The organism is Halobacteriovorax sp. DPLXC-1 (assembly GCF_036903125.1).
Taxonomy (GTDB): domain Bacteria; phylum Bdellovibrionota; class Bacteriovoracia; order Bacteriovoracales; family Bacteriovoracaceae; genus Halobacteriovorax_A; species Halobacteriovorax_A vibrionivorans.
In genome coordinates this window covers 489,322-515,710 of sequence record NZ_JAYMCO010000003.1, presented here as the reverse complement: position 1 = coordinate 515,710, position 26,389 = coordinate 489,322, and the positions used below count along the sequence as shown (strand labels likewise).

The following is a 26,389-nucleotide window of genomic DNA, read 5'->3' as shown; positions in this document are numbered from 1 at the left end:
ATTTAAAGCTTACTAAACGATTTCGCAAAGTCTTAACTGTATAGGTTAAAAAAAGGACGGCGGAAGCCTATACACATAGTCTTGATTAAGAACTTAAGACAACTTAAACTTATCCTTAGTTTCGTGGAGCTTAGAAATGCAAGAGTTAACACTTATTCACTTTTCCCTATGCTTACTCATGAGTGGTGTCATCTGGATGGTGCAAATTGTTCACTACCCCTCTTTCAAATTTATCGATGAAAAGAGCTTTCATTCATTTAGTGCATTTCATGTTAAGTCCATAAGCTTCATCGTATTGCCCCTTATGCTATGTGAATTAGCAACAGCAACACTTCTTACAATCAAGCAACCAGACATGGCCTTTATCATCAATCTCGTTCTTCTCATTTTTATCTGGATGATAACTTTCTTTATAAGCATGCCTCTTCATAAGAAGCTAGGAAGTAAAAGAGATGATCAAAGCATCGACAAACTCATTCTTTCAAATTGGGCCCGTACAGTTTTTTGGACAGCAAGAAGTATTCTGCTTTTTGTCATCATAATCTCTAAAATGGAGTAAAGGGAAAAAAGTAAAATGAAAAAGAAGTGGATGAAATATACTTTAATAGCAGCAGGCCTTTATAATATCCTATGGGGAGCTTGGGTGATCTTCTTTCCAACCATGGCCTTTGAGCTTTCAGGTGCAAAGATTCCAACCTACCCTCAAATTTGGCAATGTGTGGGAATGATCGTCGCAGTCTATGGCCTTGGCTATATCATTGCTGCAGCAAACCCTATAAGGCATTGGCCAATTATTCTAGTAGGCTTCCTTGGAAAGATCTTTGGTCCTATCGGTTTTATCCATTCAATCATGCAAGATGTATTTCCTCTAAAGTTTGGATGGAATATCATCTTTAATGATCTTATTTGGTGGGTGCCTTTCGGCTTAATCCTCTTAGAAGCTTGGAAATCAAATAAAAAGAGAACAAATGCCGAAAGACCAACAATCTGTTAATTAATATCTTTAGAAATTAAGTTAATAAGCGCAGTATTTTTCAAGTTTCTTTGATCGATAAATATATATCATCCAAGAAGCTGATATAAGAACACCTATGGCCAATTCATAAAAAATTGCATTCCAACCATTCTGATTTACATTGACTCCAAAGAAAGAGACCAAGACTATAGATAAGATTGGAAGAAATATTTTTGATAGTAGTATTAACTTAAAAGTAAAAATAAATTGTCTACGGCGTGTATATAATTGAAAAATAGAAAATAAACTTAAAATTATGATAATTGATGCAAATACGGGTTCAATTGCCCCATTAAGATATGCTCCTCTTAAAATAAATACTCTATAAACATTTACAATACTTTCAACAATTAAAAATAGAGCTCCAAGAAGAAGATAGAAAGTAATAAGTAACTTTACCCAACCTAGTTTAAAGTCATCTAATTCTTCTCTATTCTTTCTATTAACTTTCTCAATAATTCCAGTGTTCCACTTTCTAAGACTTAAGAACTTCCACGAAAGTAAATATATAACTGGTAACATCAAAGGATAGTGCATCGATGAATTTGCTGGTAAACGAAAGCTATCATTAGCAAAATAGACAATACCATAAGACAAAGACTTAAGAGAAAGTAATGATACAAGAAAGAGCATAAATGATTTATAAAAGAACTCATGTTTTTTATAGAGAAAGATAAAACTAAGGACGGCCAAAGAAAGTGGTATATAGCTAAACACAACTCGACTAAATTCAACGATATCGAAAGCGTTTAAAAGCGAGTAAGAATGTATGAATGTAAATAGAGTAAACTTTCCTATGGAGTAAGTAAGAAAGAAATAAATTAGAATCCTAAGATATTCAGAAAGCTCTCTTCTTAATTTAACGTTTTGCATTTTGTCCCCTATCTGTTTGATTTTATAGGAAACTTATCGTCATAAAAGCCCATTTCATAAACAAAATAAGTTAACATCAAAAAACAGTAGGATACAATAGTTACTTAAAGAAATGCTAAAGGATTTCTTATAGAGATTCTTCTTACGACTCTATTTCACCACAAGTAAGCATCTTCTTTCCGTAATATGGATTCTTAATAGAAGAACCTTTTTGAATCCAACGGGCCTTTGCCATTGGACATTTAACGATCTTTAGCTCGCTATTTTCAAGAGACTTTCCATTCTTGATATAGATTTCTGAAAGAAGTTTAAATGAGTCTCTTAGAGCACTAACACTTTCAATATTCTTCCCACAGTCATTATACTTATAGTCCTTAGCATAGTGGCCAAGTTCTTTCTCACACATTGTTTTCCAAGACTTTAAGGCATTACTAAGATTGCCTTCAACTAATGAACTCTGAAGCTTTAGATAATTTTGATACTCTAACTCATGACAAAAAACGTTAAAAGATAATATAAAAGCTATAAATAATTTCATGATTTCTCCTATGGAAACGTACGCTATCAACATACCCCCCTAGGGTATATCACGAAAAACACAAAATCAATAACTAAAGATTCGAGAAACCTTTTCGGGATGTGTTACTGAGAAAAGTAGGATATAGAGATCCACATTAACACTCTTGTGCCGGACACCTTAGCTCAACTTTATTTAACTCATCCATTTCATCTACATATAAAAGGCTTGTACACTTACCTAGGCCATTTGAAGCAATAAAAGCAACAGCTGAAATATTCTTAAAAAGTTTTCCTACATAAATATAAAAAGGACGTGATGAATAATCAGAGCCAGCATCAAAGTCGTAAAAATCAATACTATTTCGAGAAACTCTTAATCTATACTTGAATTGATCTAAATCTTTGTAAGAAATATCTGTCATATCTAAACGTAGATCCTTTGTTACAAACTTCTTTATCTTCACATCTTTATCTAGATGCTTCTTATTCGATAGCTCCACAAGATCAAGCATATCTTCAGTCCCCTCATCCCAAACAACTGAATTTAATTCTTTTTCTAAAAAGATATTTTCTTTCCCAAAATATGCAATATGAGGAGTTTCGCCTTTTTTAACAATCCCTTTTAAAGAAAAGCCAATATTTGAAATGATAAACTTCATTTCATGGAAAAATTGTATTTTCAACTTCCCTAATTCACTAACTCTATGTGAAGAAGTATGTCCATCATTTGTGTGATAAATAAAAAGAGAATCTTCTTTACTATCAATCCCATAACTTTTTAATACTTTACTTGTTAAGTCCTCTGATAATACATAAGGCTCATGTAATTTATCAGAGTTTAAGCCTTGCTCTTTCACTAGATAATTTACAATCTCATTTTCCAACTTTTTATCTATGACTTTTTCATCAAGCATCGTGAGAACAGCTTCACCAGTGTAGAAATTTGAAGTAATAAAAATTTCCTTAGGTACATTATTCTGAGCAGATAAGTTTAAAGACACAAAGGTAATAAAGATAAAAACAAATAACTTCAAAACATTACTCCTTTAGTGATTCTTTTCGTCTTATTATGACATAAAAATGAACAAAACCTCGAATTTGAGAATAAAAGAAGTTATCAGCTATAACTAATTGATAATAATCAGTAGGAATAAATTAACGATACTGATAAACCTAATTTTCAGACGCAATCTCACGATTTGATTTACACCAATCAACCTTCTTCTTTGTTCCACCATCATAAGCATAGGCAAGTCCATTTTTAAGAAGATAAAACGACAGAGATTGGCCATCAATTTTAACATCGGCCACCACACGAAAATACTTTCCTCTTTGCACATTCTCGAGATCAATACGCTTGGCGTTTTTTAAAAGACTTCTCACTATCTTCTTCGCATTGTAACCTTTTCTCTTCTCACACGTGTTTTTCGTTCGAATCTCTGGCGTATCGACTCCACTAACACGAATATTTATGCGACTCCCGATTAGTGGATGTACATTTGGAATATCAAATGTAACTGTGTCGGCATCATAATTCTTAACAAATTTTACACAACGAAAGTTACTGGCGTCGTGAGAACATTCTCTAGCAGCATGGGTAGATAATATTAATGAAAATGAAAAAAATAAAATTAGATATCTCATAAATCTCCTTTCGGTAAAAATGAGCTTTTTACTTAGAATTCAAAACCAATACCAATTTTGACTTCTTCTTCATTGAAATCTCTAAATTCATTTCTTTTGATATAAATATTCAAGTAAGCATTTTTATTACGTTTTCCATATTGAAACATAGTCATTCCCATATTGAAGTTATATGACTGAGCACTTCTTTGTGACGAAGAGATTTCATTATCATATTGATAATCACTATAATAATGAGACTTTTGTTCCTTTAAGAACCCATAACCTAAATTAGCGTATCCATTTTGGCTTTTATAGATGACAAGATTTACTCCAGATTCAGTACGTGTTGCATCTTCTGTTGTGCCATCATCATTCTCGTTAGATGTATATTCAATTTCACTGTAAAGCCAAAGATATGAAAATAGCTTATAATCTAAACGCAATGGGAGATGAGCAAACTCCCCCTTCCCCTCTCTAATTACAATTGGATTATAGTTAAAAATCCAATTTCCTTCTTCATACGGAGGAGTTTTATAAAGAGTAATCGACTTTTCGGGCATGAAACGATTAGGAACAAAGTTCAGCTTGCCTTCAAAAGAAACAAATTTTTCTTTTACTATTCTAAGTTTAGATTCTCTATCATAACGAATAAGTATAGGGGTCACTCCCCTGTATTCATCATCAATATAGACTCCTGCACCAGTTGGTTTCGAGCGTATCATCACTCGACTTTCTCTTGGTCGCATTTTCAAGTCTAAGTTCAAAACTTCTCCCTCACCAATAGAAACAGGATATAACAATGAGTAATAATCGGGGTGAGAAAGGATAATTTGATGTTCAAAGGAAGCTTTTAATTTTAAGTTACTATCTTCAATACTTTTCCCATTAACTTTAACAATCGCATTTCGCGGACTTACCTTTAAATTAATTCTCCCTGTCGCTTCTTTTAAAATAATATTTTGTGTTACCTTCCCCTGAATCAAAACATTTCGAGTTACTTGTTGATATCCTTTTTTATTTATGACAAGTAAGTACTTTCCATGCTCTAGAGATACACTACAATTAGTCGTCGCATATCTTTTAGAATTTCTTTCAAGACTGATAATTTCCACATTGGCATCAGTTGGAGATGTCGTTAACTTTAAAACACTTCGTAAGCTACTATCACCATATTGATTTAAATGCTCTTGCTTACGACTACGACGTTTTTTCTCTTTCTCAATGGATGACTTAGAATAACGTATCTGGCGATATACAATATAAGAGTCATCTTTGTTTTTAACTGCTTCTTTAAATGGAGTAAGACCTTCAATATTAATATTCTTATTTCTCAATACAGAACTTTCTTGAATTTGAGTTTCATCTAGATCTGATAAGATTGAGCTTGAGTATTCAAGATTAACTCCATAGTTATGAATAACGGCCTCATTAAGAGCATTGTAATAAGCTTCACGGTACGCCTCATTTAGTTTCTTCTTCCCTTCTGATATTCCAACATAATATTGAAAATCTTTATCTTCACTATAAACTTTGGAAGTCCAATCACCACTGGCTAGCAGTGATGACTGGAGGATGAAAAAAACATAAAGCCATTTGATTTTCATGACCTACTCCTGGCCAAGTTTAGTGATCTGTCCTTGAAGATGATTATCAACAGCGGCCTTAAATTCTTTAGAAAGTCCTTTCTCATGATTTAAGGCATACTTCATAGCTTTTTTTAGCTTCGACTCTTTAAGCGATATAAGACTATAGATTTTTAGAACATACTTAGGTGCGCCATCTTCATCAAAAGTCTTCACTTTTTCCCAGTAACGTTCTTCTTGATATATTCCTGAGCTAATATGCTTTGAGAATTCATTACCATAAAACCTGGCAAGTTCTCCTGAGTTCGTGACACCTTCCTCCGCATTTTGGAAGATAAAGCTCATCTCATTAACTATAGTTCTTGAAATTTCATGTCGGGCATTATTGTCGGCAACTCTAGCAAGTGTAGAAACTTTGGCATTAATAGATGCTTCGGCTACACCAACACTATATACCTTTCCTTCTTTTTTAAACATAGGCTTTGTGATGTCGGCCCATTTTGGCTTAGTCTCATAATTTGAACTGTGAGAAATAATTCTCTCTGTAAATGATGAACAAGACCAGATGATAAATAATGAAAATAAAATAATATAGTTTCTCATAACTTCCTCCTGTAGATACATCATATAAACACGCAGTCTTATATTTTGAGACTTTAACAATCAAACAAACGAATATAAGATACTAATATTATTGATGTATTTAATATTTCCCTAATAACTGACCCCTATAATCCGATAAGTAACTCATGGGATCTACTACACAAAAATTCTTTAATGTTATTGAAGCGATACTTAGTCATAACAAGGGTCAAGTCAGTGAAGAAGAGCTTAAATCCCTATTAGGAAATCCTCCAAGATCAACTTGGTTTAAGCAGAAGAAAGAGCTTATTAATGAAAATTATGGGTTAATTGATGAGTTTAAATCTCCCGATGGCCAGTCCTATTTCACCCTTAAACCATTTAATAATCAGTATAATTATTTAGAGAAGAGAGAGCTCTATATTATGGAAGCCTATAAACACTTAGGTTTCCTTCTTGATGCAAACTTTGATGCTATCAAATTTCATAGTTCCCAAACAGTTTCAACAAAAGACATAAATGAACTGTCTCGCAAGTTCTTCTACCTTTCTAAAAATCATGCAAAAACATCTACTAAGGAACAAAAAGAAATATATGAGAACTTAACAACATCTCTTTTACAGAATAAAGAAGTCTATTTACACTATCCATCTTCAAATGACTTAACAGGTGAAAACCTAAGAAGAATTAGACCTCTAACAATCTGCTACCATCTTGATGATCTCTACCTACTTGCCTATGAAGAGAAGATAGAGAACGGAGACGCTAAATGGGTTGATCGTAATTTTAAACTCAGTAGAATAAAGTCTTTAGAACTTTCAAATAACACATTTAAATATCCAAGTATAAACAAGTGGAATCCGACTAAAGAGTATGAATATGCAAGTGGACTATATAAAGGAGAAATAAAGACCGCTACAGCAAATGTCTATGGAGTATTAAGAAAGTTATTAGAGGAAAAAGACATCATTAATTCTTCTCTAGTTAGTAAATATAAGGACTATGACACTTATGAGTTTAAATATTCTGACGAAACAGAATTCCTAGGAAAGTTCATGACTTGGGCCGATTCATTTGAAATTCTTGCACCGGTTTCTTTGAAAGATCACTTTATACAAAAGTTAGAGGCTGCCATATCTCTAAACCGCTCTAAGAAGCTGAAGAAAGCTGCTTAACAAGCTTTTTAGCAACTCGTCTTGATACTTTACTCGGTTTACAATTACTCTTCCCCTTATGTTGGATAACTTCAAAATCTGACTTATAAAATTCTTTTCTTATTTCAACGGTTGATCTCTCCCCCATTACTTTTAGAGACAATATTCGCGATTGTCCTGTTTCGATTCGATGGTCATAACCATGAGTTCCTACACAATGACCTAATTCTTTCGTCTCTTGTTCAAGGTCAAATTGAGTTAAAAGCTCTCTTACTTCGATCTTGTCATAAGTTTCAACTGCCGATAAGTCTAGCGGAGAATTTAGCTGACGATAACGTCCTTTAAACTCCTCTGACTGAATGAGTGATGCTAATACATTATACATCAAATAGGGATTTATACGTTGAGAAGGATATTGTTCACATACATGCTTTAATGTAACAAAGAAAACATCCCCGTACATCTTTATCTGTTTCTTAAAGACAAAGAGATCATTAATTAAATCATGAAATGAAACATCGTTTCGATATAAATAACTTGAGAACTCATACCGATTCAAATATAAACTCACAAAATTTAGCCTATCTTTTGAAATTGAGTGAGTTAGACTTTCTTGAAAGCTATCTACACTATAATTAGATTTTTCAACAAGAAATGAAAAAATATCAGGATATGACAATAGCTGGGCCATCCTATTAATTAGTGCCTTTGGTTTTGATTTATAGATTTGCATACAAAAATGCATAAGTCTTTTATCCTCCTTAATTAAAGGGTGAATTTGTCCTAATGGCATGGCCGCATTAACTTCACAAATAAGCTCATTGTAACCAATTATCCGCTCCTCACTGCTTACAATCATACCCATAAAGCATGAACCGTGAGCTCCTTCAAATGAGGCCATATAGGCCAAGGAATTTATCTCATGCATTACATTCACATAACAACTTGCATCCTTCATTTTGGCAACTTTTAATATATTAACTAAAGACTTATCTATATGTTCCTTCTTTTGCGGAGTTGCATACACTTGTCTCTTCTTTTCAAAGTCTGAGAATTCTGTTGTTGAAAAAAATTCATGATTAAATATATTGTAAGCTATCTGATGAGAGTTTAACGTAGCATTTTTTATAATCTCTTCAATTGGACTTCCCGTAGTAGAGAATGGTTTTATAATCATCCCCTTATAATGATAAGGCCTTAGGAATACAGTTTCACCGCATCTTGGATGAAGATCTTTCCTGCAATAATGCTTATAAATTGTTAAAGTCTTTGGTAGAACCAGCTCCCTCTTTAAATAACCTTGATAGATAGTTAAAAGATCCTCACCTGTCACATAGAAAGTAGAATTAGGGCTTTTCAAACGTAATCTCTGAATATCAAATTGTCCTGAAAAAATGCGACGTAATAGCTTCTCAAATGTAAGCGACTCTGATTGTAACGTATTCTTAACTTGAATAAGTTGCCTATGATCTAATAATAGTCCCATATTAATCTCCCTCAACATAATTCTACAAACCAATCGTCTAAGATAATGAGACTTTTCATTTTTTTTATTATTTTGAATAATCTTCACTATAGAATCATGTATAATGAAGCCTAGGAGAAATAAATGAATAGAAAAAAAAGAGAAACCTTTGGTCCTAACTACAAATGGAATGAAGAATCAAATTTCTTGGCTTTTTGTTGTTATAAAATTGATGAATCAATTGAAAACAGGGCACTAATTGCAGAGAAGCTTGGGATAAAACTAAGCTCCTTTGACAACAGAATGCAACATTTCAACTCACTGTCTAAAAACTCTAAAGATACTTCTTCTAAACCCTCACAACAAGTTAAAGATATTTTCCAAAAAAATAACAATATAACGGTAGATGAATGTATTAATACAATTCAAGAATTCATCGGAAAAGAAAACTATGATGAAGTTAACCTTTCAAACATAGACTATGAGAAAGAAGAAATTAATGAAGTAAATCAACTACAAGAAACGTATTTAAATTACTGGCGACTGCAAATAGATTATCAACAATACGACATGAGCAGACTTCCCTGGAATGACTTTGTGAAAATCGTCAGTACTATGAATATAAAATCACGTGGTATGAAAATTGAAAAGCGTATCATTAAAAATAATGACTTTATTAAATCTGTCATGAATGAAGAGGGTGACTTTTGGCTAGACACCGAAAGAGAAAATGGAGTTGAACTGAAGACCTCTTTTATCACACCTCTAAAAGGTTCCAGTGTATCCTTAACAGGCCTGAGGCTTTGGGAAAAGAAAGTTAAATTTTACCTTCTTATCGTTGTTGATATTAGTAATCCGCAAAATGAGCCAATTACTTATAAGATGTGGGTCCCAAAAGAAGAATTGATAAAGCTAGACGAGGAAGGAAGATTAAGAATCCCTGGAATGAAGAAGTCGATAGCAGCAAAGAACCTTAATGTTGCTCGTGGGCTAAATATAAAGAAAGAACATCTTAACCAATGGCAAGAGAAATACAAAGTGCCACAGGGCTTCAAATTATAAGATGTTAATTAAGCAGCACTCTTATTTTTACTCATTTCAATACAACTTTTAAAAAGCTTTTGTCGTATTGATTCAACAATTTTCTTCTCACGAATCAATAGAGAAGCCTCAACAGAAGTTGAGCCAGTATTACTTAACCAATTAAATGAACCTATAACAACTGTTTTATCATCGACAAGAATACATTTCATATGAAACTCATGATGAACCTCGTAAGTTTTTAAATTTGGATATTGACCTTTTAACATTTCAATATGTCCAATAGCGTGAGGATTTGATGCATTATCATTCTTCTTATAACCATAGAGTAGGTTAACCTTAACCCCTTCATTTAATTTCTTTTGTAAAAGACGGTCTATTTGATTCAAGGCTCCAGTTCTAATCCAACCACTTGCAATGAATATTTCATCTTTTGCGTTATTAAGCATTTCTCTTAAACATCGAGGATGCTCTTGATTAAGAATAGTATCAAAGTATAGTTCCTCTTTGTCTGCAACTAGATTTTCAATCTCTTTATATGAATTATCAATTGCATTCTTCACAACTACACTGTGTGAAAAACTGTCTCTCAAGTTAAGAGCGCTAAACAAGCTTTGCTTTAATTCATTATCCAAATGAAAAGCCTCCACTAGCTTTGACTCATTCATGTATATTTCTGAAAGTTCCATAGTCAAATCGGTCTGAGAATTTGAAAATTGATAATGGTATTTAACACCTTCTTTATAATCGAGATTGAACTTTATGGGGTAAGTAACATAAGTGGGCTTTTCAATTATTTCAAAGTCTACAATCATCTCATTCTGTTTTTCATAAGGGATATCTTCACACTGATTAAAAAAATCGTTTAAATGCACAATATTTAAGCGGTCATTAACGACACTTTCATCGTAGTAATTAACTGGACGAGCAAGTGATTCGTAACGATTCTTTCTCGAAAGAGACTTCGGTGAATATATCTTCCCTGTTGCCGGATCAAAGACAACTTCAACATCAATATAGCGAGCACAAAGCATTCGATCATGAGAAAGTGCATCTTTAGCATATTCTGTTGGGACAAGAATCTTCCCGTCGTAGTCGATATAATTATTAAATAAATATTCATCAACAAGATAAGATGCGAAATCATTATTAAATGGTAGTACTTCCACAAGTTGTGACTTCGTATAATTAACTCTCTCGACAAAACTAAAGATAAGACGTTCTGTAGCAGAAAGTTTTTCATAACTTTGTAACTCAATAGAAACCTTCACTGTAAGCATCGGGTGACCAAAAACAAACTTCACTACGCCACCGCCTTCAGCTTTTCGGCCAATATTTGAAAAACTTTCTCAAATCCAGGGGACTTAATGAGAGTATTTTTATCACCGACTATTACAAGCCCCTCTTTAGCTCTTGAAAGCGCCACGTTAACTCTTCTAATATCTTTCATATGACCAGGGTTCCCATTTGTTCGCACAGTTGAAAGTATAATAATATCTTTCTCCTTACCTTGAAAGGAGTCGACAGTACCGACTTCAACATTATGAAAGCTTTCAAAGCTTTTTGAGAGAATTTCTTTTTGTGCTCGATACATTGAAATTATACCAATTGTGAAATCCTGCCCGTCTAATTTCGAAATATACTGCTTTACAACTTGTTCTATTTGAAAAACTTCAGCATGGTTAACATAGCTATTCTTGTATTTTTCCTCAGCAGAATTATTTGGAATTATTAAGATACGATCTATATCAAATCGACATTTATGCTTACCATTTACCAGCAGATCATTATAAAATGCTTTTCCAACAAGGGCAGAAATTTCTAGAGGCATTCTATATTGAGTATTTAACATTACTTTATTTTCTTCTGGAACATTTTGATAGAGATATTCAAACATTGTTTTTTCTACAATTGTCTTCTCAACCCCATGAAACTCTTGGATCATCTCCTTTTCTATATAAGGACCTAATTGTTTATGATCACCAACTAGAATAATTCTTTTTCCCTTTAAAAGAGGTATAAATAGTTCAGTAGGCAAAGACTTTGATGCTTCATCTAGTATCACAGTGTCGAATTCAGGAAAGTCATCTTCGAAGTTTCTACTTGCCGTCTGACTACAAGTTGTCATAACTACATTTGCCTTTGACTTTATATAGTTTTCAAAAATCTCATCATCTCGTGAATTAAACGTATTTTCCTTAATATAATTCTCAATGATATCTCGACATTTACCGAGCTTGGCGTTTTGAGTTGATTCAATTACTTCTTTCTTCAAATCATTAATAGTATCCAAACTAAGATCTTTTAAAGTTGATTCATTAAAAAAACCTTTTATATTTTCATAGCACATTTTGAAATCAGAATTGATCTCTTTTAAGTGAGATTTTTTCTCAGTAAGTATAGCTCTATTATTTTTCAAGCTCTCTTCAACAAAAGACTTCTTTGAAGATAAAGTCTCTACTTTACTAATTACTTCAGCAATATCATTAGCATTGAAGCTTAAAGTTTCTTCCGATAGTTCATACATAGACTCATATAATGACTTAAGCCTATTTATTAAAAGTAGATCAATATAACTTGCACCATTTGAAATCTTAAACAAACGGTCCTTAAGTTTTGTTACTCTCTCATTTATATCGGTTAATTCATTTTCAAGGTCAGGGATCTTTAATTTTAATTCCTTAGCTTTTGCAATATTTTGATGAATATCATTTAAACGCCTATTAATGTCACTTGGAGTATCTGAAGTGATAACATCAAAGATTTCACCAAAAAAACCGCGACTTGCTTTTGCTTTCGCTCTTCTTCTGAGTTCATCGATTTCACTTTCGCCGGCCATAAGCCTCGAGATATCATTCTTCATCTCAATAATATCTTCATTTATCTTATCTGACTTTAGTTTTAGGGTCTGACTTTCATCTGTCTTTCTATATAGATCTTCTAAGTAATCCTTTTTGATTCTAGTCTTTTTAAAAAGCTCAAAGATATCCTTCCATTCGTTTGTAACTGTAAGACCAGAGATATCGTCCCACTTTGGTTGAAGAGATGATAGTTCATCTTGGAGTAATTCATATTCACGATTTAAATTAATCAACGTCTTCTCAGTTTTATTTACATTGTTTTGAGCAGTGACAAAATCTTTTCTTAAATAATAAAAAGTCTCTAAATTGTTAATATCATCTTCTGTATATTGACTTGGTGAAAAGTCCTTAATCGAATCAATTAGCTCCTTTGAGCGTACCCTTGAATCCTTCCTAATTTCTTCAGTTAGACAATTAAGATGTTTTGACAAAGCAGCTTCACTTTCTATTTTAGACGAATGTCCATATCGTAGAATATTCAGCTCACTATTTCGTGAAATTTCACCTATCTTATCGATAACGTTATCAACTGCCAGATTGGCCTGTGAAGTAACAAGAACCTTTTCACCTCTAGCAACTAATTGCTGAGTAAGTTCTGAAATAATTGTCGTTTTACCTGTCCCAGGTGGCCCTTGAATAATATAAAAGTCATCTTGAGAAATGGCAGACTCAACAACTTTTTGACTTGACTCTGAAAGACGACTATACCATTTATTAATACTTTCTATATTTAGACTGGAAGTAATAAACTGTGGTTTAACTAGCAAGTTCTTAAGCTCTTTATTTACTGTATCGCCTCTTAGAAGCCTATTTACAGCATTCTTCTTTCTTACAAATTGTATTTTTTTTCCAGTGATATCTAAATTTAGACTTTGTCCTACTTTGACCTCAAGCTCTCCATGGCCATCATATCCAATTTCGACAGTCTTATTGCCAAGGAGTCTTACAATCTGAATACGAGTCGAATTCTTGTGATCTTCCCCTATCCCCTTAAGGATATAATCTTCATCTAAATACTTTTTTAAACTCGAGATTTCACCTTCAATATCGACGATAGCGCGTTTACTTCCTTTTGAAAGTACGTTGCTAATAGTTAGTTTAAGAGCGTCACCTTCTTGTTTCTTTAATATCTTTTCTTCAATATCGATTAACTTTTGCCAAGTAGAAACAATATGTCCCTCAGTTATCTCATCATTTTCACAAATATTATCACTAATCTCTTTATAGATTTTATTAAAGAGTATCTCGTTATCATTTATCTTTGAGCGTTGATCTACAATTTCAATATTAGACAGGGTTAAAATCTTTTTTGCATTAACTGGAATAGCAAACTCAGTTAATCCACGATGAATTCTAATAGAATAGTTGTTAGATGAGATTTTAAAAAATAGCCACAATTCTATCTCTTCTAAGAAAAAAGAGAAGTTGTCTTCAACCTCTCCATTAAACGTGTCCGTACCAAGGTGATAGATTTCAATTTTAGATAAATTTAAAAAATGATCTCTGATACTTGGGATGTCTTCATACACCCCTTTATGACTCATATTTTGAATTAAATTTTTAGAAAATATGACCTTTAACTTCACAACTTAAATTCCCTCGCCGATTATAAACTCTTCGGAAATTATTTAGTGAAGCTTTAACTTTCATCAAAATTTCAATAACTTAGCAAGGTCAACTGTAAGGATACGATAGATCTTATTATATATAAACCTCTTAGGTGACCTAAGCCAGCCCCAACCTCTTGGCATTTTAATACCTAGGCCATGAACTGCCTTTCTTCTTATAGATGTACGTGCTGAAAATCTCTTATTTATTGAAAACTTTCTTATTCCAAACTTCATAATTCCTCCATTTCTTAAATAATAAAAAATAGAAGTCTCAAAATCTTAGATTTATCAAAATAATTACAAGTTTAAACATTTCACCAACTCCTAGCGAGTGGCCAAAATCACATACTCTTTCTTATGCGCAGGAACCTGGCGACTAATGATATTATTAAATCCCCAATCGTAAAACTGATCTTCGAACTCTTCGATATTTTCAATATACTCCATCTTTACAACCTGAACTGTAAAAATGATTCCCTTAAGTGTGCGATTATACTTCTTAGCAAGCCTTAAGACCTCTTTAATAGATTGTTTTGGATTTATATTTATATCGGCATGAATCCAACGCACCTCTTCCGGTAAATCTTCATGAGAGAGATCTTGTACAGACCTTTTCATATGAGTAAAATTCTTGTGCTTACCTGCTACTGGACTCACTTCAGCGGGATCAATCCCCACAACCTTACAACCATTATCCAAAAGATATTGGGCCGCTCCACCTGGAGCACAACCAAAATCAAGCCAGCGATCACCTTTAAATAATTTCACAGCATATAACTTAACGATTTGAGCAAGTTTTAAATGGCCCTTTGAAATAGCATCCTTAGGCGTCTCTATCTCAACAATTGAATTTGGATAGCGCGTACATCCGTTGGCCACACTATGGGCCCCAAACCATATTTCATTTGGTCCTAAGCTAATTAAATCGATGACAATCTTACCTTCGGCGCTATACTCATTCACCTCACGGCCAAAAGTCTTAGCTGCATCAAAATCAGTTTCACAACCAATTTCAAAGCTATGAATCATATAGTTTTCACTATCAAGTCCGGATGCCTTCACATCTTGCGCGATAGTCTCAGGCGTCGACTTCCCAAAGAAGATTCCACTACGAGTAGCAAACGTTAGCTGCAGCTGAGAAATTGTTTTTAGGTCATACTCAATACCTGTATTTTTAAATGTCACAAAGCCTTTCTTTGAAAAGCTAAAGACTAACTCAGGATAAAATATCTTTATTTCTTCTTTTAAAAGTATTTCATTTCCAGGATTGGTACATACGAAGATAAATTGTGGCTTGCTCATTGAGTTCCTTAAATATGATTTTTTCAATCATAGCATATATCTAAAGAAAGCCTTATCTAACTTATTGAATTTTTTGATAGTCTAAAATGTATACAGTTCATGTAAAAAAGTAAAAAACTCCTCACTGTGGCCCCTTCAATACCTTATTGCGATATAAAGGAGTTATGTATATACGTCTCGTCCTACTTATAGCATCTTTTCTATCTTGTGCTGCCTATGCCACCCCTGGAATTATAGGTAAGGACAATAGGATCCGTATTCGTAAAAACTCTACGACATACAAAGAAGTCGGCAAGAGTGCTGGACTATTAAAAGTCTCGTTTTCTCGTCAAAGCTATAGTGGTTATAGTGCATGCTCTGGAACATTAATTAGTCAAAATCTTGTATTAACTGCTGCTCACTGTGTTCTTAATCATGGAAAAGAAGCCGTTAAAGCAAGATTTTATTTAGGAAGAACAAAGAAAAGGCGCTGGTACACGAGAATATTTGTGGATGAAAGTAAGTATGCCTATGAGATTGACCAAGTTTGGATAAAAGAAGGATATAGAGACTATAACCCGCTCACTAATCAAGCAATTTCAAGGGACTTAGCAATTGTCCGCTTGAATAGAAATGCTGATGAACGCTTCAGTTGGCTCCCCATAGCTGTGACTCCTCAATATAGTGGAGATAGAAATATAACAACACTTGGGTATAAAGATGAAACCATACTTCTTGCATCAATTGGTTGTAAGACATTTCATGTAGTCAAAAATATTCTTGGAAGTCTTTGTGATATTCGTCCAGGACAAAGTGGTGGTCCCGTCATATTTTCAGATAGCGATAAAGGTAATTATTATTCTTACTACCCTGTAGATGAAAGACAAGGCCAATATATATCAGGTGTTATCTCTGGTATCGCAAAAAAGCGCAATCTCTTTAGCGCAATTGATCAAGCAAGCTTTGAAGGTATTTCTCAATTTATCAAAGATAAGGGAGAAGGCAGCTATATTCAGGGCTTTGAACAGCTTTGGCCTTAATTACGAGAATAATGCCAAAAGTAAGAAGACTATACTCCATAAAGCCCCTATCCTGAATGGTTGTAATTTGTAAAAAACCTTAACTGACTTCTTGAATAAAGTCCCAATAACTATCGCGGATATAATCCCTTAGCCATTTATGAGAAGAAGAGTTTTGGCGGCTCTTGTGCCAAACCATCTGATGCTTAAATGGACTCACTTCAAAAGGGACATCATATAGCTTGAGATCAAAATACTTTGCCACAGTTTTCCCATATGCAAGAGGAACCATCGATAACATATTTCTCTTTTCTACTAGCCTTGGAATTGAATTAAGGTATGAAGTCTTAACCAATATATTTCGGCTTTCGCCAATACTACTGAGGTAATTATCAATATCACTACCAGGCTTCTCTGTTGGAGTATAGAGAACATGGCTAGCCTTTAAATACTGCTTCAGCGAGATCTTCTTTTTATATTGAGAATTGGATTTACTCGCAATAATACAAAAGTCGTGGGTACCAAGAGTCTCGACACTAAAATTATTAATTTCTTCAAGGTTTCCAGCAAAACTTAAATCAATCTCACCTCTTATCATTCGATCCAAAAAATCTTCAAGAACAATCCCTTTCATCGTAACCTTAAGCTTAGGCGCGCTCTCTACTAATGACTCCATCAACTTAGGAACCCACATAAATGAATCAAAAGCTGTCCCAGAAACCCTAAACTCCTTGCTAGAATTATGAGAATCCCACCCCTCTTGCTCAAAGAGATTACTCTCAAGCTCATTTAAATAAGTTTCCAGAAATGAGCCAAGTTGAATGGCCTTATCAGTTGGAATAAAAGTTCGAGCTGTTCTAATAAAAAGCTCATCATTAAGACTATCACGTAAACGACTAAGGGCATGGCTGACAGCAGGCTGAGATAGGCCAAGATTTGTTGCCGTCTGACTTACACTTAACGTATTAAATAAGTCTTTAAAGATAACTAATAAATTGAGATCAAAATTTCTAATATTCATATGATTAATACCTACAATTACAAACATTCATTTTATTTATATACTTACCAATTGTAAAATACAGTAAATTTCAATGGAGAATCATATGAAAGTATTAATTATTAACGCACATCCAGACCTAGAAAGCTTTACGACAAGTATCTCTAATAAAATCTATGAGACTCACCTTGCTAAAGGCCACGATGTAACTCTATTAAACCTTGCATCGATAGACTTTGATTTAAGCTTTAAGGGATATTATGATCGAGAGAAAATCGACACCCTTGAAGCAGACCTTGAATCCGCTCAAAAGCAAATCAAGAAAAGTGATCATATTATCATCACCACTCCCATCTGGTGGTCAACATATCCTGCAATCCTAAAGGGCTTCTTTGATAGAACGCTTCTTCCTGGCTTTGCCTTCAAATTCCACAAAGGAAAAATGGTTCAAGAAAAGCTTCTCACAGGTAAAACAGCAGAGCTTGTCTTATTAAGTGATGCGCCGGTCTGGTACAGACGCTACTTACTAAAAGACCCGGCTGCAACAATTCTTAAACGAGACATACTCGGCTTCTGCGGCATTAAAGTTAAAAAGGTACATCGTATCGGAAGTGTCGGTAGTCTCGACGCAGAAGCTCGCGAAAGGGTAATTAAGACTTTTTAGTTAGTGTGGAACTTTTGGGTGTTTTTCGATTTAAATTAAATGCCCTGTTTTTACAAAGATTATCGTTTCCTTCTCAACCCAAGGGTGGTGATTGGAGAGATGGCAACTTCTAAGCCAAGTTCCTTTTGGGTAAACGCCATGTTCATCTCGAAATTCACCACTTAAGACAAATATCTCCTCTCCTCCAAAGTGGGTATGGGAAATAAATCTCTCACCCTGTGGCCATTTAACCAAAGCGACACTTTCAGTTCCAAATCGGTGAAGAGGCATCACTTCTAAATTTCCGTGACCTGGATGCCATTTTGTTGTTTTAGTATCCACTACGATTCTTTTCTTATCTTCTGAAGAAAATTGATTCAACTTTACAAATATAATACAGCCTTCACGACTAAAAGGTGAATGAGATGATCCAGGAGGGTTTCGAATATAAGTACCGGCCGGATAATCACCATGTTCGTCAGAAAACACCCCTTCTAAAACAAAGATCTCTTCCCCTAGCGGATGTGAATGTTCACTGAATTTTGAATTCGGTAAATATTGTACGACTGAGGTGGTATGGCCAGATTCTTTAGCTTCTCTTTCTAAAGGTTTTCTTAATACATTTGGTGAAGGAGATTTTACCCAATCCATCTCGGAAGTATTAATAGCTAAGTTTTTTGAAAAGTCTAAATTATAATTTTCTTTCATATAAAAGTTCCTGCATACTTTTCGATATGCGTCCCAGCTTTATCAATCAAGGATTTCCTTAACTCGTCCAACATCACCACTTTCAAGACGAACCTTAATCCCATGTGGATGATAATCTGATTTTGTCAGGATATCTTTTACAATACCTTCTGTTAACTCACCTGTGCGCTGATCTTTCTTTAAGACGATTTGAACTCGCTCGCCTATTTCAATGTGGTCTCTTACATTTCCTTCCATGGTTTATTTATACCCTATATTAGACTATACGCAAATTCCTTAACTTTCTTCCAATCAGTGTATTCATAATCACGGCCAAAGTCTGTTCCTTCACCGGCCCTCTTGGCAATCATTCTCATAATCCATTTCATCGGCCATGAATACTTGGAATACTTTAGTGCCCCGGCCACCATTTCAATCCGATTAAACTTTGTTATAAGTTGCTTGTCGACTCTCTTGCGGGCATCGTTTAACCACTCTTTTCTTAACACAGGATCTTTTGTCGCCGCACTTAATAGAACGAGAAAGAAGGCATTCGGCTTTGATTCGATTTGTTCCTTGTGATCATTGATAAAGCTAACCAACTCTTTTTCGATCCCACCAATATGCATGGAGCCACCAAAGACTAATAAGTCAAAATCCTCTAAATTCACATTCCCTATTGTCCTTGCATCATGAAGAGAGGTTTCGAGCTTAGCTTCAATAAAGTGATCACGAATTTTATGTGCAACTTTTTCGGTTTGACCTTCGCGTGTTGCATAGATGATGAGTGCTTTTTTCATGGTAATACGATTTTAAACGATTGGTACTAGGATAAAAACTTAATTTATTAATAGGTTCTAGCCAAAGTGTTCCAGCAGACTTTTACGTAAACACTGCGCAACAAGCTCAGAGTTCGATCTCTTCAAAATGGCTGATCTGATCTTCTTTTAAGAAAGTTACAATAACTAGAGTCTCCGGATCACATAAGGCAAAGAACTCAATGCCTTCATAGGTTCCATGATAACAGCTAAGATATGAGTCCTCTTCTCCACGCTTAATTCGACCAATATATTGCGTATCATCTAACTCATGCCTTAGCATATTTTGAATGTACCTTAACTCCTCAACCGTAATCTCACGGCCATAGCGAGAAAAGAAACGAGCTTGTGCATGTTTTGTTGTTTTATCAATATCCATAATTTAAACATTCTTTTCAATCTGTACGATTTCTTTCATAAAACTATTAATCAACAAAATAATGAAGAAATATATGAAGAAGAGGATGCTATTAATATTTTCATTTTTGAATATGAATTGAAGAGAGATATAACATATAGAAAGAATAAAGAAATATCCCCACTTCTTTTTTGAATGTACAATTTTAAAGATATACTCTTGCCCACAGTTCTCACAATTAAATTCAATCTTATTTAAGAAATAAGGCAGTTTCATCTCTTGTTTGCAATTTGAGCATACTTTTTTATTTTTCATTATAAGTCATACCTAATCTTTTTCATTTGATAATTGATAGCAAGTAGTACAAATATCAATTAAGAGAAAAGCGATCCCCAGCCCACCAAGCGTGTAGTACTCAAACCAAAAAACAGTGGCAACTACAATCAATGTAAATCCTATTCTCTTTTTCATAAATAATTAAAAGCTCCGAGCAAACCTAAATCGTGGATAATTTTTCGTTCTTTAAGCTTTAATCATCCAAATTTATTCTTTATCGAGCAATCCAAGAACGTGACAGCCAACCTTCTGGAACTTTCACCTCTATAGATAAGACTTCATAAATACCCTGATACCTATTTTTACAAAATGCTTGAGTTGATGCTTTTTCATTGCGTTTCTTGTTTATAAGAAATTAATTTTTCTCACTAATCTACCCTTCGGGCCGGAGCTAATTTTAAGATAAACTCAGGAATCAAACTCTTAACTCGCTCATCAACTTTCTCTTTATTCTTTTGATACTTTATTCCAACAAAAATAATCGCTAAGCCAATAATACTCACACCAATTGGAAAAGAAATAAAGTTGGCAAAGATCTTAAGTGTAAGATGACCAAGATATCCAAAACTTCCAATCCCACCACATATAATGAAGATCTTTCTGTTAAATAAGACTGATATAAAGATAAATAAGACATTAATGACAAAATAAACAAACTTACTAAGTTCGCTATCACTATTTGAATAACTAAGTCCGCCCCAAAAAGCGAACATTCCAAAGAGATAACCCCAGAATGCAAAGTCTTTCTTTGTTCTTTTATCAATTAAATACGAAAGAACTAAAACACAGGCACCAAAGATAATTGAAACAAGCTTTCTTTCATCCATTGTAAATTCATTCTTACCAAATAACAGAGGAGTTAAATCCATCGACATATACCACAATGAAAAGAATATTGGCGCAGTAAGAAATGGAAAACGAATAAAACGAAGCATAATGCCAGCGAATACGATGGTGGCTATCTCCAGATAAAGCCAGGATTGTTTAACCCAGATATGATAATCGTTATAAGCGGAACTGCTTCCTTCCGGCCACATACCTTGAAGCTTAATGAAGCCGTATGTTGTAAGAGGAACCATACAAACAGCTGCTGTGACTAAGAGCCCTCCTGCAACCTCTAACTTCTTTTTATGATATAAAAAGTAGCCAGTTCCTGCAAAAAAGATTGTATAAGAAAGGCCATACTTAAATATAACTCGACTTCCTAATAATTCCCATGCCTGATTCATTCTCCATCCCATACCAAAAATAATGAGAAGGGCCCCGAAATAATATATGACATTAGTTAAATTAAACTTTGAATTTACTTTAGTTGTATTGGTAAATGAGTCCCACAATGCATCGACTTGCTCATCTTTTAAGATTCCGCTTTCAACGGCATTATGAAGATCCTCTTTTGTAATCTTCACCATTCTTACTGATCCCCACCAAAGATCATTAAAGCACCACCAACGGCCGCTGCACCCTTTTTCAAAATGCCAAAACCAAAGCCTTTCGGCTCAGGTCTCACAGTAGTAGCAAGTCCATTATTAAAGCAGTACTTATTATTAATCTTTGACTTAACACCAATTCTTCCAATTTTCTTTTGCAAGAATGTTTTTGAAGCACCATTAGGATACTGAATTTGATCCCAGTACTTCACTAATGGCATAAGTTGATACATATCGAGCTGATATTCCTTATGATAGTAGCTTAGCTCACGATAGAAACACCTCATGGTCTTTACGGACTTTGCATTCGTCTCTAGCTCATCACTAGTATAGAGATCTTCAATTGCAGGAATTACTTTATTTAAGCCCGTTCTAATAATCTTCTTAGCATCATCCCCAATCTCCATCTTTTCTGAAACACTTAATAATTCTTTAAGTGGAGCTTCTGAGTAATCGGCTAGACCGTTACCATCTTTATCGATAAAAATTTCTTTTGAGAGTAGCTTTGAATCAACGTATTCCTTATATTGTCCGTATCCTATGGCCCCGGCAACAATAATTAATATACACGCACCAAATACAATTAAAATATTCTTCGTATTCATCCAAAATCCTCTTTTACTTTTGAGTAACTACTTCTCGTCATATTATGTCATAAAGATGAACAAAATCAGGAACTTATGAATAAAACAAGGGATCAGCGATAACTAATTGAAATTAGATTTTACGATTTCTACAGTTACTGAAAGAACGATACCTTTGTCCTGCATTTAATAGAATACGTCCTCGATCCAAGGTTTCAAACATAACAGGAAGTGCTTCTAAATACCCATCTGAGTTATAATACCCAATAACGAAATGAAGATGTGCTCCAGAAACATAGCCTGTCTCTCCTGAATAACCTATACTCTGACCAGTCTTAACGTTATCACCGACGTCAACTTTAAGACCATCTGGCATCAAGTGAGCATACATCCCAAAGGTCCCGTCACCATGATCGATAATAATATGATTAGCCTTATCGTAAAAATCTTCCGTTTGCCCTCTTGCTGAAAACCTATTTACTGCAGCAACAACGACTCCACCTCGTGATGCGGTAATCTCTGCGCCCTCTTCTAAGCCAAAGTCAATTGCATGCTTGGCCATCCCTTTATGAGTGACTCCTTCCATTTGTGTAACTAAGAATGTATTTCCACCACGAAATGGCAGACAGTAACTGTACTTACTAGCAAAAGACTTTTTCTTTCTCCTGTGCTTAATCTTGCGGGTAGTCTCCGAGTTATCTCCCCAGCGAGAGAGATCAACGACCTTCTTCTTTTTTACTTCTTTCTTTTGAACAACTTTAGATTCTTCAACCTTCTTATCCCTTCTCATTTCATTATCTAAATAAAGAAAGCCAGCGATATGTATTGAGATAACAATAATTGCAATTATATACTTCATATCATTCACCTTTCCCTGCAACATTCTTATAACAAGACAACTTATGATAACAAATGTAAAAACCATAGATATATGAAAAGCCCGAAATCATAAAAGCGACTCTAAATACATTATTAGAAAGATACGATACAAGAAAACATAAAAAAGAAAGACTCAAAATAATAATAGAAGCCAATCTTCTAATCAAAACAATCCTCTCTATCCCAACATTGTTGATGAATGGCTCAATTTCATATTTTTTTAAAGGAGTTCCATACTTAAATAGCCATCCCTTCTTTGTTAGAAAAGATGCTTTTAACCGACCACCATTACTATCAAACATAAAAAATAAAACATCATCATAGTTAATACTAAATGAAGATAACTCTCGATTAGAGATTAAGACATTAAAACTATCATTATTAACTTCTATTCCATCTATTTTATATGACTGCATAAAAAATGGTAACACTAGTATCCCCTATCATCGACTTATTAACCTAAAGTTAAATTTTATATCTAATGACCCAAGAACGAGATAATCCTCCTTCCATAACAACGACCTCAACAGAGTCCCCTTTATTTATATTTGGGTACCTTTTTCTACATATCGCTTGATTTGAAACTCTGTCACCATCTACTTTATTATAAAGATAAAAACATTCCCCACCATTATTATTAATGAATCCAGGGCCCAAGATATATAAGGTGTGTTCAGGGTGACCTTTGGCAAATTTATAATTTAGAAGCTCAGTAGTTCCATATAAAGAATACGTAAAAGATGCTAACGTACAAACGCACAAGAGAAACCTATTAATAAGATTGGGATGATATTTCCTCATTATCTTATCAATATAGCCTACGATTAAAATTGAAAGAGCAAAAGAATATATAAGCCAATCAAATTGCAAATTAATATCTAGTCCATATTTTCCAATATACTGATTATTTATCCCAACTATAATCACAATATAGATAATTGAAACAAAAAAAGGAGTTGAATATATAAGTTGTTTAAGCGTGTTACTCATTTGAAAACCACAAAACTAAAATCAAACCAATAAGAAAACCCAAAGTATAAACTATCTGCAACACATAATTTGTTGGGAAAGAAATTAAGATCACAGGAAATGAAGCAATATAGCCAACTATATATAATATAATAATTTTCTTTTTTTCATTTATCATTCGTAATAACCATCAAACTTAAGCTTCACATTTTCAAAAAACCAGCGACTTGACCTGAAACTTGAAACAAGGCCTTCTTCTCACTCTCAATTCTCGCTCTTTCGAGCATTTCTTCGTTCGAATAATCATTATTTATCTTCTTAAGTTCAACAGTCTCTGTAATGATAGATGTAAAGGGTACAACGCCTGTACGTATATCAAGAAGAATAACTTCGAGAGATGTAGTGGCCTTAGCCGTATTATCTTCAAAGAAGTTAAAATCCCAGTCCACAACAGATCTTGGTGCAATCACAACAAGTAAATCAGCTTGTAATAAAACGGCTGAACGTCTTAAGTTTGAGAGACTAATAGGACTCTCGATTAAAAGTTGTGGCATTGGAATAATCGACTGAGCTTTCGCACCCCAGTTTCTTCGTTTATATAAACGCTGGGCAACTTCCTCATCAATTCGTTGAAAATCATTATTAGAATTCAATCTTGTCACAGCAATATTAACCTTCTTATTAATCTTAACCCTACTGGAAAGAAGTCGCTGTATATCTTTTTCACTAAGTTCTTTAGCTGGATCAATTAATGATTTTTTCAATACAGGCTTATTCTTATAAGATGAATCTCCCATATAGCCATAATCTTTCTTAACAGACGCACAACTTATAGCTAAAAGCATTATCGTAAGTACTGATACTAACTTCATTAAACCACCTCTAATTTTTCTATAACTTCTTCTCGTCATATTATGCCACAAAGATAAACAAAATCAGGAACTTATGAATAAAACAAGATATGAACGATAACTAATTGAAACTTATTAAAAGATGAACTTTATAAATAGTACGATTAAGAAAAATAACAAAGGAATAAGAATCATTCCTAAGGGAATGAAGAGCTCTGGCGGGTATTCAGCATCGTCCCAAAGCCAGTATTTTAACTTCTTTAAAATGACCTCTAATTTAATATGAAAACCTCACCGTTAGAATCATGCTGTATTAATAACTGACTAGGATAACCTGCCGGATAGCGAGTCTTAGACTCAGCCTGACTAAATTTTATATATGAAACAAAAACGATAAGAAGAACTACTAACAACCACTCAAACTTTGAGTACTTCTTTAATTGAATAAGTAGTTTTTTGGGTTCTCTCATATCTGTATTCTAACATGGTTTTAAATTTCAATGATTACAAATCTCGGGTAAAGCGACACCTTGGATAATTCATACACCCAAGAAACTCCCCACCCGCATTCTTTCCACGTCGAGCAACTTTCTTCAACAATTTCCCTCCACACCTTGGACAAGTCACCATTGAATTATGCCTACTTTGTAAAGACTCTAAGTGATCAGCTAGTTTCAAATTAGAATTCTTTTTAAAAGACTCTATTCTATTAACAAGATCTAAAACCTCTTCATCATTGAATAACTGGTCAGTATGGCTTCGAATGTACGTATCAAGACAAGAGGTCATGACATTATTTGGTAGATCAGTTTTTAAATGACTTTTACCGTTAAAATATATAATTGAAAAAATCTTACTTTCCACTATACCTAGGAACTCAGCCAATATCTTTTTTTGTCTATAAACTTGTCTCAATGGGTTTTGAAAAGAAAACTTCTTTTTAAATAATACCTGAGTCCAGTTTTTCTGGTTTTCATTACCAAAGATCCAACCCTTATGGCTTTTTGTCTCAACAATAAAAACACCGTATTTTGAAATAACGACATGATCAAGTTGAGTTGTTCCATTACTAGAAGGAATAATCAGATCATGGAAGCGAGGATATTGATACCGATCTAAAAATAAATATAGTTGAAACCTTGTTTTGAGCTCCCCTCTGAGACTTTGCAAAAAAACAAAGAATAGAGAGAACAAAAAAATCAAAC

Annotated in this window: 31 protein-coding genes; 6 read left to right on the top strand and 25 right to left on the bottom strand. The window is 33.9% G+C overall.

Features of this window, described 5'->3' with window-relative positions:
• Positions 1 to 136 precede the first annotated feature (136 nt).
• Positions 137 to 559 carry a hypothetical protein gene (locus VCM44_RS12480; protein ID WP_334678967.1) on the top strand — a complete coding sequence of 141 codons (423 nt, stop codon included), beginning with the start codon at positions 137 to 139 and terminating at the stop codon, positions 557 to 559.
• Between the two features lie 15 nt (positions 560 to 574).
• Positions 575 to 994 carry a hypothetical protein gene (locus tag VCM44_RS12475; RefSeq protein ID WP_334678965.1) on the top strand — a complete coding sequence of 140 codons (420 nt, stop codon included), beginning with the start codon at positions 575 to 577 and terminating at the stop codon, positions 992 to 994.
• Between the two features lie 21 nt (positions 995 to 1,015).
• On the opposite strand, the gene VCM44_RS12470 is transcribed toward VCM44_RS12475, so the two are convergent.
• The 6 genes from VCM44_RS12470 to VCM44_RS12445 form a co-directional block, all read right to left on the bottom strand.
• Positions 1,016 to 1,888, bottom strand: coding sequence for a hypothetical protein (locus VCM44_RS12470; RefSeq protein WP_334678964.1), 873 nt, complete (start codon positions 1,886 to 1,888; stop codon positions 1,016 to 1,018).
• 142 nt (positions 1,889 to 2,030) lie between these two features.
• Positions 2,031 to 2,426, bottom strand: coding sequence for a DUF3347 domain-containing protein (locus tag VCM44_RS12465; protein ID WP_162929531.1), 396 nt, complete (start codon positions 2,424 to 2,426; stop codon positions 2,031 to 2,033).
• A 136-nt stretch (positions 2,427 to 2,562) separates the two neighbouring features.
• A complete protein-coding gene (locus VCM44_RS12460; protein ID WP_334678963.1) occupies positions 2,563 to 3,441 on the bottom strand; it encodes a hypothetical protein in 879 nt (292 codons plus the stop codon).
• 139 nt (positions 3,442 to 3,580) lie between these two features.
• Entirely contained in the window at positions 3,581 to 4,051 is a 471-nt protein-coding gene (locus tag VCM44_RS12455; protein WP_334678962.1) for a thermonuclease family protein, read from the bottom strand.
• A gap of 32 nt (positions 4,052 to 4,083) precedes the next feature.
• Positions 4,084 to 5,637, bottom strand: a complete 1,554-nt coding sequence (locus VCM44_RS12450; RefSeq protein ID WP_334678961.1) for a PEGA domain-containing protein — start codon at positions 5,635 to 5,637, stop codon at positions 4,084 to 4,086.
• A gap of 3 nt (positions 5,638 to 5,640) precedes the next feature.
• Entirely contained in the window at positions 5,641 to 6,219 is a 579-nt protein-coding gene (locus VCM44_RS12445) for a hypothetical protein (protein WP_334678960.1), read from the bottom strand.
• Between the two features lie 146 nt (positions 6,220 to 6,365).
• Between VCM44_RS12445 and VCM44_RS12440 the strand changes: the two genes are divergently transcribed.
• A complete protein-coding gene (locus tag VCM44_RS12440) occupies positions 6,366 to 7,373 on the top strand; it encodes a WYL domain-containing protein (RefSeq protein WP_334678959.1) in 1,008 nt (335 codons plus the stop codon).
• On the opposite strand, the gene VCM44_RS12435 is transcribed toward VCM44_RS12440, so the two are convergent.
• Complete coding sequence (locus tag VCM44_RS12435; protein ID WP_334678958.1) at positions 7,348 to 8,838, bottom strand: PcfJ domain-containing protein; 1,491 nt, start codon at positions 8,836 to 8,838, stop codon at positions 7,348 to 7,350. The genes VCM44_RS12440 and VCM44_RS12435 overlap by 26 nt on opposite strands.
• A 123-nt stretch (positions 8,839 to 8,961) precedes the next feature.
• On the opposite strand from VCM44_RS12435, the gene VCM44_RS12430 reads away from it, so the two are divergent.
• On the top strand, positions 8,962 to 9,879 hold the full coding sequence (locus VCM44_RS12430) for a hypothetical protein (RefSeq protein WP_334678957.1): 918 nt from the start codon (positions 8,962 to 8,964) through the stop codon (positions 9,877 to 9,879).
• A gap of 8 nt (positions 9,880 to 9,887) precedes the next feature.
• Here VCM44_RS12430 and VCM44_RS12425 read toward each other — a convergent pair whose 3' ends face one another.
• From VCM44_RS12425 to VCM44_RS12410, 4 genes are all read right to left on the bottom strand, one after another.
• On the bottom strand, positions 9,888 to 11,162 hold the full coding sequence (locus VCM44_RS12425) for a phospholipase D-like domain-containing protein (protein ID WP_334678956.1): 1,275 nt from the start codon (positions 11,160 to 11,162) through the stop codon (positions 9,888 to 9,890).
• Positions 11,162 to 14,263, bottom strand: coding sequence for a DEAD/DEAH box helicase (locus VCM44_RS12420; protein ID WP_334678955.1), 3,102 nt, complete (start codon positions 14,261 to 14,263; stop codon positions 11,162 to 11,164). Before VCM44_RS12420 ends, VCM44_RS12425 begins: the two co-directional genes overlap by 1 nt.
• 105 nt (positions 14,264 to 14,368) lie before the next feature.
• Positions 14,369 to 14,563 carry a hypothetical protein gene (locus VCM44_RS12415; RefSeq protein ID WP_334678954.1) on the bottom strand — a complete coding sequence of 65 codons (195 nt, stop codon included), beginning with the start codon at positions 14,561 to 14,563 and terminating at the stop codon, positions 14,369 to 14,371.
• Positions 14,564 to 14,653: 90 nt separating this feature from the next.
• A complete protein-coding gene (locus VCM44_RS12410) occupies positions 14,654 to 15,631 on the bottom strand; it encodes an SAM-dependent methyltransferase (protein WP_334678953.1) in 978 nt (325 codons plus the stop codon).
• A gap of 164 nt (positions 15,632 to 15,795) precedes the next feature.
• Between VCM44_RS12410 and VCM44_RS12405 the strand changes: the two genes are divergently transcribed.
• Positions 15,796 to 16,650, top strand: coding sequence for a trypsin-like serine peptidase (locus tag VCM44_RS12405; protein ID WP_334678952.1), 855 nt, complete (start codon positions 15,796 to 15,798; stop codon positions 16,648 to 16,650).
• Positions 16,651 to 16,729: 79 nt separating this feature from the next.
• On the opposite strand, the gene VCM44_RS12400 is transcribed toward VCM44_RS12405, so the two are convergent.
• On the bottom strand, positions 16,730 to 17,677 hold the full coding sequence (locus VCM44_RS12400) for a LysR family transcriptional regulator (RefSeq protein WP_334678951.1): 948 nt from the start codon (positions 17,675 to 17,677) through the stop codon (positions 16,730 to 16,732).
• A 58-nt stretch (positions 17,678 to 17,735) separates the two neighbouring features.
• On the opposite strand from VCM44_RS12400, the gene VCM44_RS12395 reads away from it, so the two are divergent.
• Entirely contained in the window at positions 17,736 to 18,293 is a 558-nt protein-coding gene (locus VCM44_RS12395; RefSeq protein ID WP_334678950.1) for an NAD(P)H-dependent oxidoreductase, read from the top strand.
• A gap of 30 nt (positions 18,294 to 18,323) precedes the next feature.
• Here VCM44_RS12395 and VCM44_RS12390 read toward each other — a convergent pair whose 3' ends face one another.
• The 13 genes from VCM44_RS12390 to VCM44_RS12330 all read right to left on the bottom strand — a co-directional run bounded on the left by VCM44_RS12390 (position 18,324) and on the right by VCM44_RS12330 (position 26,354).
• A complete protein-coding gene (locus VCM44_RS12390) occupies positions 18,324 to 18,980 on the bottom strand; it encodes a cupin domain-containing protein (RefSeq protein ID WP_334678949.1) in 657 nt (218 codons plus the stop codon).
• A gap of 42 nt (positions 18,981 to 19,022) precedes the next feature.
• The gene (locus VCM44_RS12385) at positions 19,023 to 19,217 is read right to left on the bottom strand and encodes a YwbE family protein (protein WP_334678948.1); all 195 of its coding nucleotides are present in this window, start codon (positions 19,215 to 19,217) and stop codon (positions 19,023 to 19,025) included.
• A gap of 14 nt (positions 19,218 to 19,231) precedes the next feature.
• The gene (locus tag VCM44_RS12380) at positions 19,232 to 19,759 is read right to left on the bottom strand and encodes a flavodoxin domain-containing protein (RefSeq protein WP_334678947.1); all 528 of its coding nucleotides are present in this window, start codon (positions 19,757 to 19,759) and stop codon (positions 19,232 to 19,234) included.
• Positions 19,760 to 19,865: 106 nt separating this feature from the next.
• On the bottom strand, positions 19,866 to 20,156 hold the full coding sequence (locus VCM44_RS12375) for a hypothetical protein (RefSeq protein WP_334678946.1): 291 nt from the start codon (positions 20,154 to 20,156) through the stop codon (positions 19,866 to 19,868).
• 306 nt (positions 20,157 to 20,462) lie between these two features.
• Positions 20,463 to 20,606: a hypothetical protein gene (locus VCM44_RS12370; RefSeq protein ID WP_334678945.1), complete on the bottom strand. Its 144-nt coding sequence runs from the start codon at positions 20,604 to 20,606 to the stop codon at positions 20,463 to 20,465.
• Between the two features lie 233 nt (positions 20,607 to 20,839).
• The gene (locus tag VCM44_RS12365) at positions 20,840 to 21,883 is read right to left on the bottom strand and encodes a DUF2157 domain-containing protein (RefSeq protein WP_334678944.1); all 1,044 of its coding nucleotides are present in this window, start codon (positions 21,881 to 21,883) and stop codon (positions 20,840 to 20,842) included.
• Positions 21,884 to 21,885: 2 nt separating this feature from the next.
• Entirely contained in the window at positions 21,886 to 22,506 is a 621-nt protein-coding gene (locus tag VCM44_RS12360) for a hypothetical protein (protein ID WP_334678943.1), read from the bottom strand.
• A 112-nt stretch (positions 22,507 to 22,618) separates the two neighbouring features.
• A complete protein-coding gene (locus VCM44_RS12355; RefSeq protein WP_162929528.1) occupies positions 22,619 to 23,344 on the bottom strand; it encodes a M23 family metallopeptidase in 726 nt (241 codons plus the stop codon).
• A 1-nt stretch (position 23,345) separates the two neighbouring features.
• Positions 23,346 to 23,795: a hypothetical protein gene (locus tag VCM44_RS12350; RefSeq protein ID WP_334678942.1), complete on the bottom strand. Its 450-nt coding sequence runs from the start codon at positions 23,793 to 23,795 to the stop codon at positions 23,346 to 23,348.
• A 34-nt stretch (positions 23,796 to 23,829) separates the two neighbouring features.
• Positions 23,830 to 24,354 (bottom strand): hypothetical protein, encoded by a 525-nt coding sequence (locus tag VCM44_RS12345; protein WP_334678941.1) that lies wholly within the window; start codon positions 24,352 to 24,354, stop codon positions 23,830 to 23,832.
• 182 nt (positions 24,355 to 24,536) lie between these two features.
• Positions 24,537 to 25,205: a hypothetical protein gene (locus VCM44_RS12340; RefSeq protein WP_162929526.1), complete on the bottom strand. Its 669-nt coding sequence runs from the start codon at positions 25,203 to 25,205 to the stop codon at positions 24,537 to 24,539.
• A gap of 251 nt (positions 25,206 to 25,456) precedes the next feature.
• Positions 25,457 to 25,654 carry a hypothetical protein gene (locus VCM44_RS12335; protein WP_120404316.1) on the bottom strand — a complete coding sequence of 66 codons (198 nt, stop codon included), beginning with the start codon at positions 25,652 to 25,654 and terminating at the stop codon, positions 25,457 to 25,459.
• A 34-nt stretch (positions 25,655 to 25,688) separates the two neighbouring features.
• Positions 25,689 to 26,354: an NERD domain-containing protein gene (locus VCM44_RS12330; protein WP_334678940.1), complete on the bottom strand. Its 666-nt coding sequence runs from the start codon at positions 26,352 to 26,354 to the stop codon at positions 25,689 to 25,691.
• Between the last annotated feature and the right edge of the window lie 35 nt (positions 26,355 to 26,389).

Coding starts and splice junctions, on each gene's coding strand:
- VCM44_RS12480 (WP_334678967.1), top strand. CDS start 137: ATGCAAGAGTTAACACTTATTCACTTTTCCCTATGCTTACTCATGAGT.
- VCM44_RS12475 (WP_334678965.1), top strand. CDS start 575: ATGAAAAAGAAGTGGATGAAATATACTTTAATAGCAGCAGGCCTTTAT.
- VCM44_RS12470 (WP_334678964.1), bottom strand. CDS start 1,888: ATGCAAAACGTTAAATTAAGAAGAGAGCTTTCTGAATATCTTAGGATT.
- VCM44_RS12465 (WP_162929531.1), bottom strand. CDS start 2,426: ATGAAATTATTTATAGCTTTTATATTATCTTTTAACGTTTTTTGTCAT.
- VCM44_RS12455 (WP_334678962.1), bottom strand. CDS start 4,051: ATGAGATATCTAATTTTATTTTTTTCATTTTCATTAATATTATCTACC.
- VCM44_RS12450 (WP_334678961.1), bottom strand. CDS start 5,637: ATGAAAATCAAATGGCTTTATGTTTTTTTCATCCTCCAGTCATCACTG.
- VCM44_RS12445 (WP_334678960.1), bottom strand. CDS start 6,219: ATGAGAAACTATATTATTTTATTTTCATTATTTATCATCTGGTCTTGT.
- VCM44_RS12440 (WP_334678959.1), top strand. CDS start 6,366: ATGGGATCTACTACACAAAAATTCTTTAATGTTATTGAAGCGATACTT.
- VCM44_RS12435 (WP_334678958.1), bottom strand. CDS start 8,838: ATGGGACTATTATTAGATCATAGGCAACTTATTCAAGTTAAGAATACG.
- VCM44_RS12430 (WP_334678957.1), top strand. CDS start 8,962: ATGAATAGAAAAAAAAGAGAAACCTTTGGTCCTAACTACAAATGGAAT.
- VCM44_RS12420 (WP_334678955.1), bottom strand. CDS start 14,263: ATGAGTCATAAAGGGGTGTATGAAGACATCCCAAGTATCAGAGATCAT.
- VCM44_RS12415 (WP_334678954.1), bottom strand. CDS start 14,563: ATGAAGTTTGGAATAAGAAAGTTTTCAATAAATAAGAGATTTTCAGCA.
- VCM44_RS12410 (WP_334678953.1), bottom strand. CDS start 15,631: ATGAGCAAGCCACAATTTATCTTCGTATGTACCAATCCTGGAAATGAA.
- VCM44_RS12405 (WP_334678952.1), top strand. CDS start 15,796: ATGTATATACGTCTCGTCCTACTTATAGCATCTTTTCTATCTTGTGCT.
- VCM44_RS12400 (WP_334678951.1), bottom strand. CDS start 17,677: ATGTTTGTAATTGTAGGTATTAATCATATGAATATTAGAAATTTTGAT.
- VCM44_RS12395 (WP_334678950.1), top strand. CDS start 17,736: ATGAAAGTATTAATTATTAACGCACATCCAGACCTAGAAAGCTTTACG.
- VCM44_RS12390 (WP_334678949.1), bottom strand. CDS start 18,980: ATGAAAGAAAATTATAATTTAGACTTTTCAAAAAACTTAGCTATTAAT.
- VCM44_RS12385 (WP_334678948.1), bottom strand. CDS start 19,217: ATGGAAGGAAATGTAAGAGACCACATTGAAATAGGCGAGCGAGTTCAA.
- VCM44_RS12380 (WP_334678947.1), bottom strand. CDS start 19,759: ATGAAAAAAGCACTCATCATCTATGCAACACGCGAAGGTCAAACCGAA.
- VCM44_RS12375 (WP_334678946.1), bottom strand. CDS start 20,156: ATGGATATTGATAAAACAACAAAACATGCACAAGCTCGTTTCTTTTCT.
- VCM44_RS12370 (WP_334678945.1), bottom strand. CDS start 20,606: ATGAAAAAGAGAATAGGATTTACATTGATTGTAGTTGCCACTGTTTTT.
- VCM44_RS12365 (WP_334678944.1), bottom strand. CDS start 21,883: ATGGTGAAGATTACAAAAGAGGATCTTCATAATGCCGTTGAAAGCGGA.
- VCM44_RS12360 (WP_334678943.1), bottom strand. CDS start 22,506: ATGAATACGAAGAATATTTTAATTGTATTTGGTGCGTGTATATTAATT.
- VCM44_RS12355 (WP_162929528.1), bottom strand. CDS start 23,344: ATGAAGTATATAATTGCAATTATTGTTATCTCAATACATATCGCTGGC.
- VCM44_RS12345 (WP_334678941.1), bottom strand. CDS start 24,354: ATGAGTAACACGCTTAAACAACTTATATATTCAACTCCTTTTTTTGTT.
- VCM44_RS12340 (WP_162929526.1), bottom strand. CDS start 25,205: ATGAAGTTAGTATCAGTACTTACGATAATGCTTTTAGCTATAAGTTGT.
- VCM44_RS12335 (WP_120404316.1), bottom strand. CDS start 25,654: ATGAGAGAACCCAAAAAACTACTTATTCAATTAAAGAAGTACTCAAAG.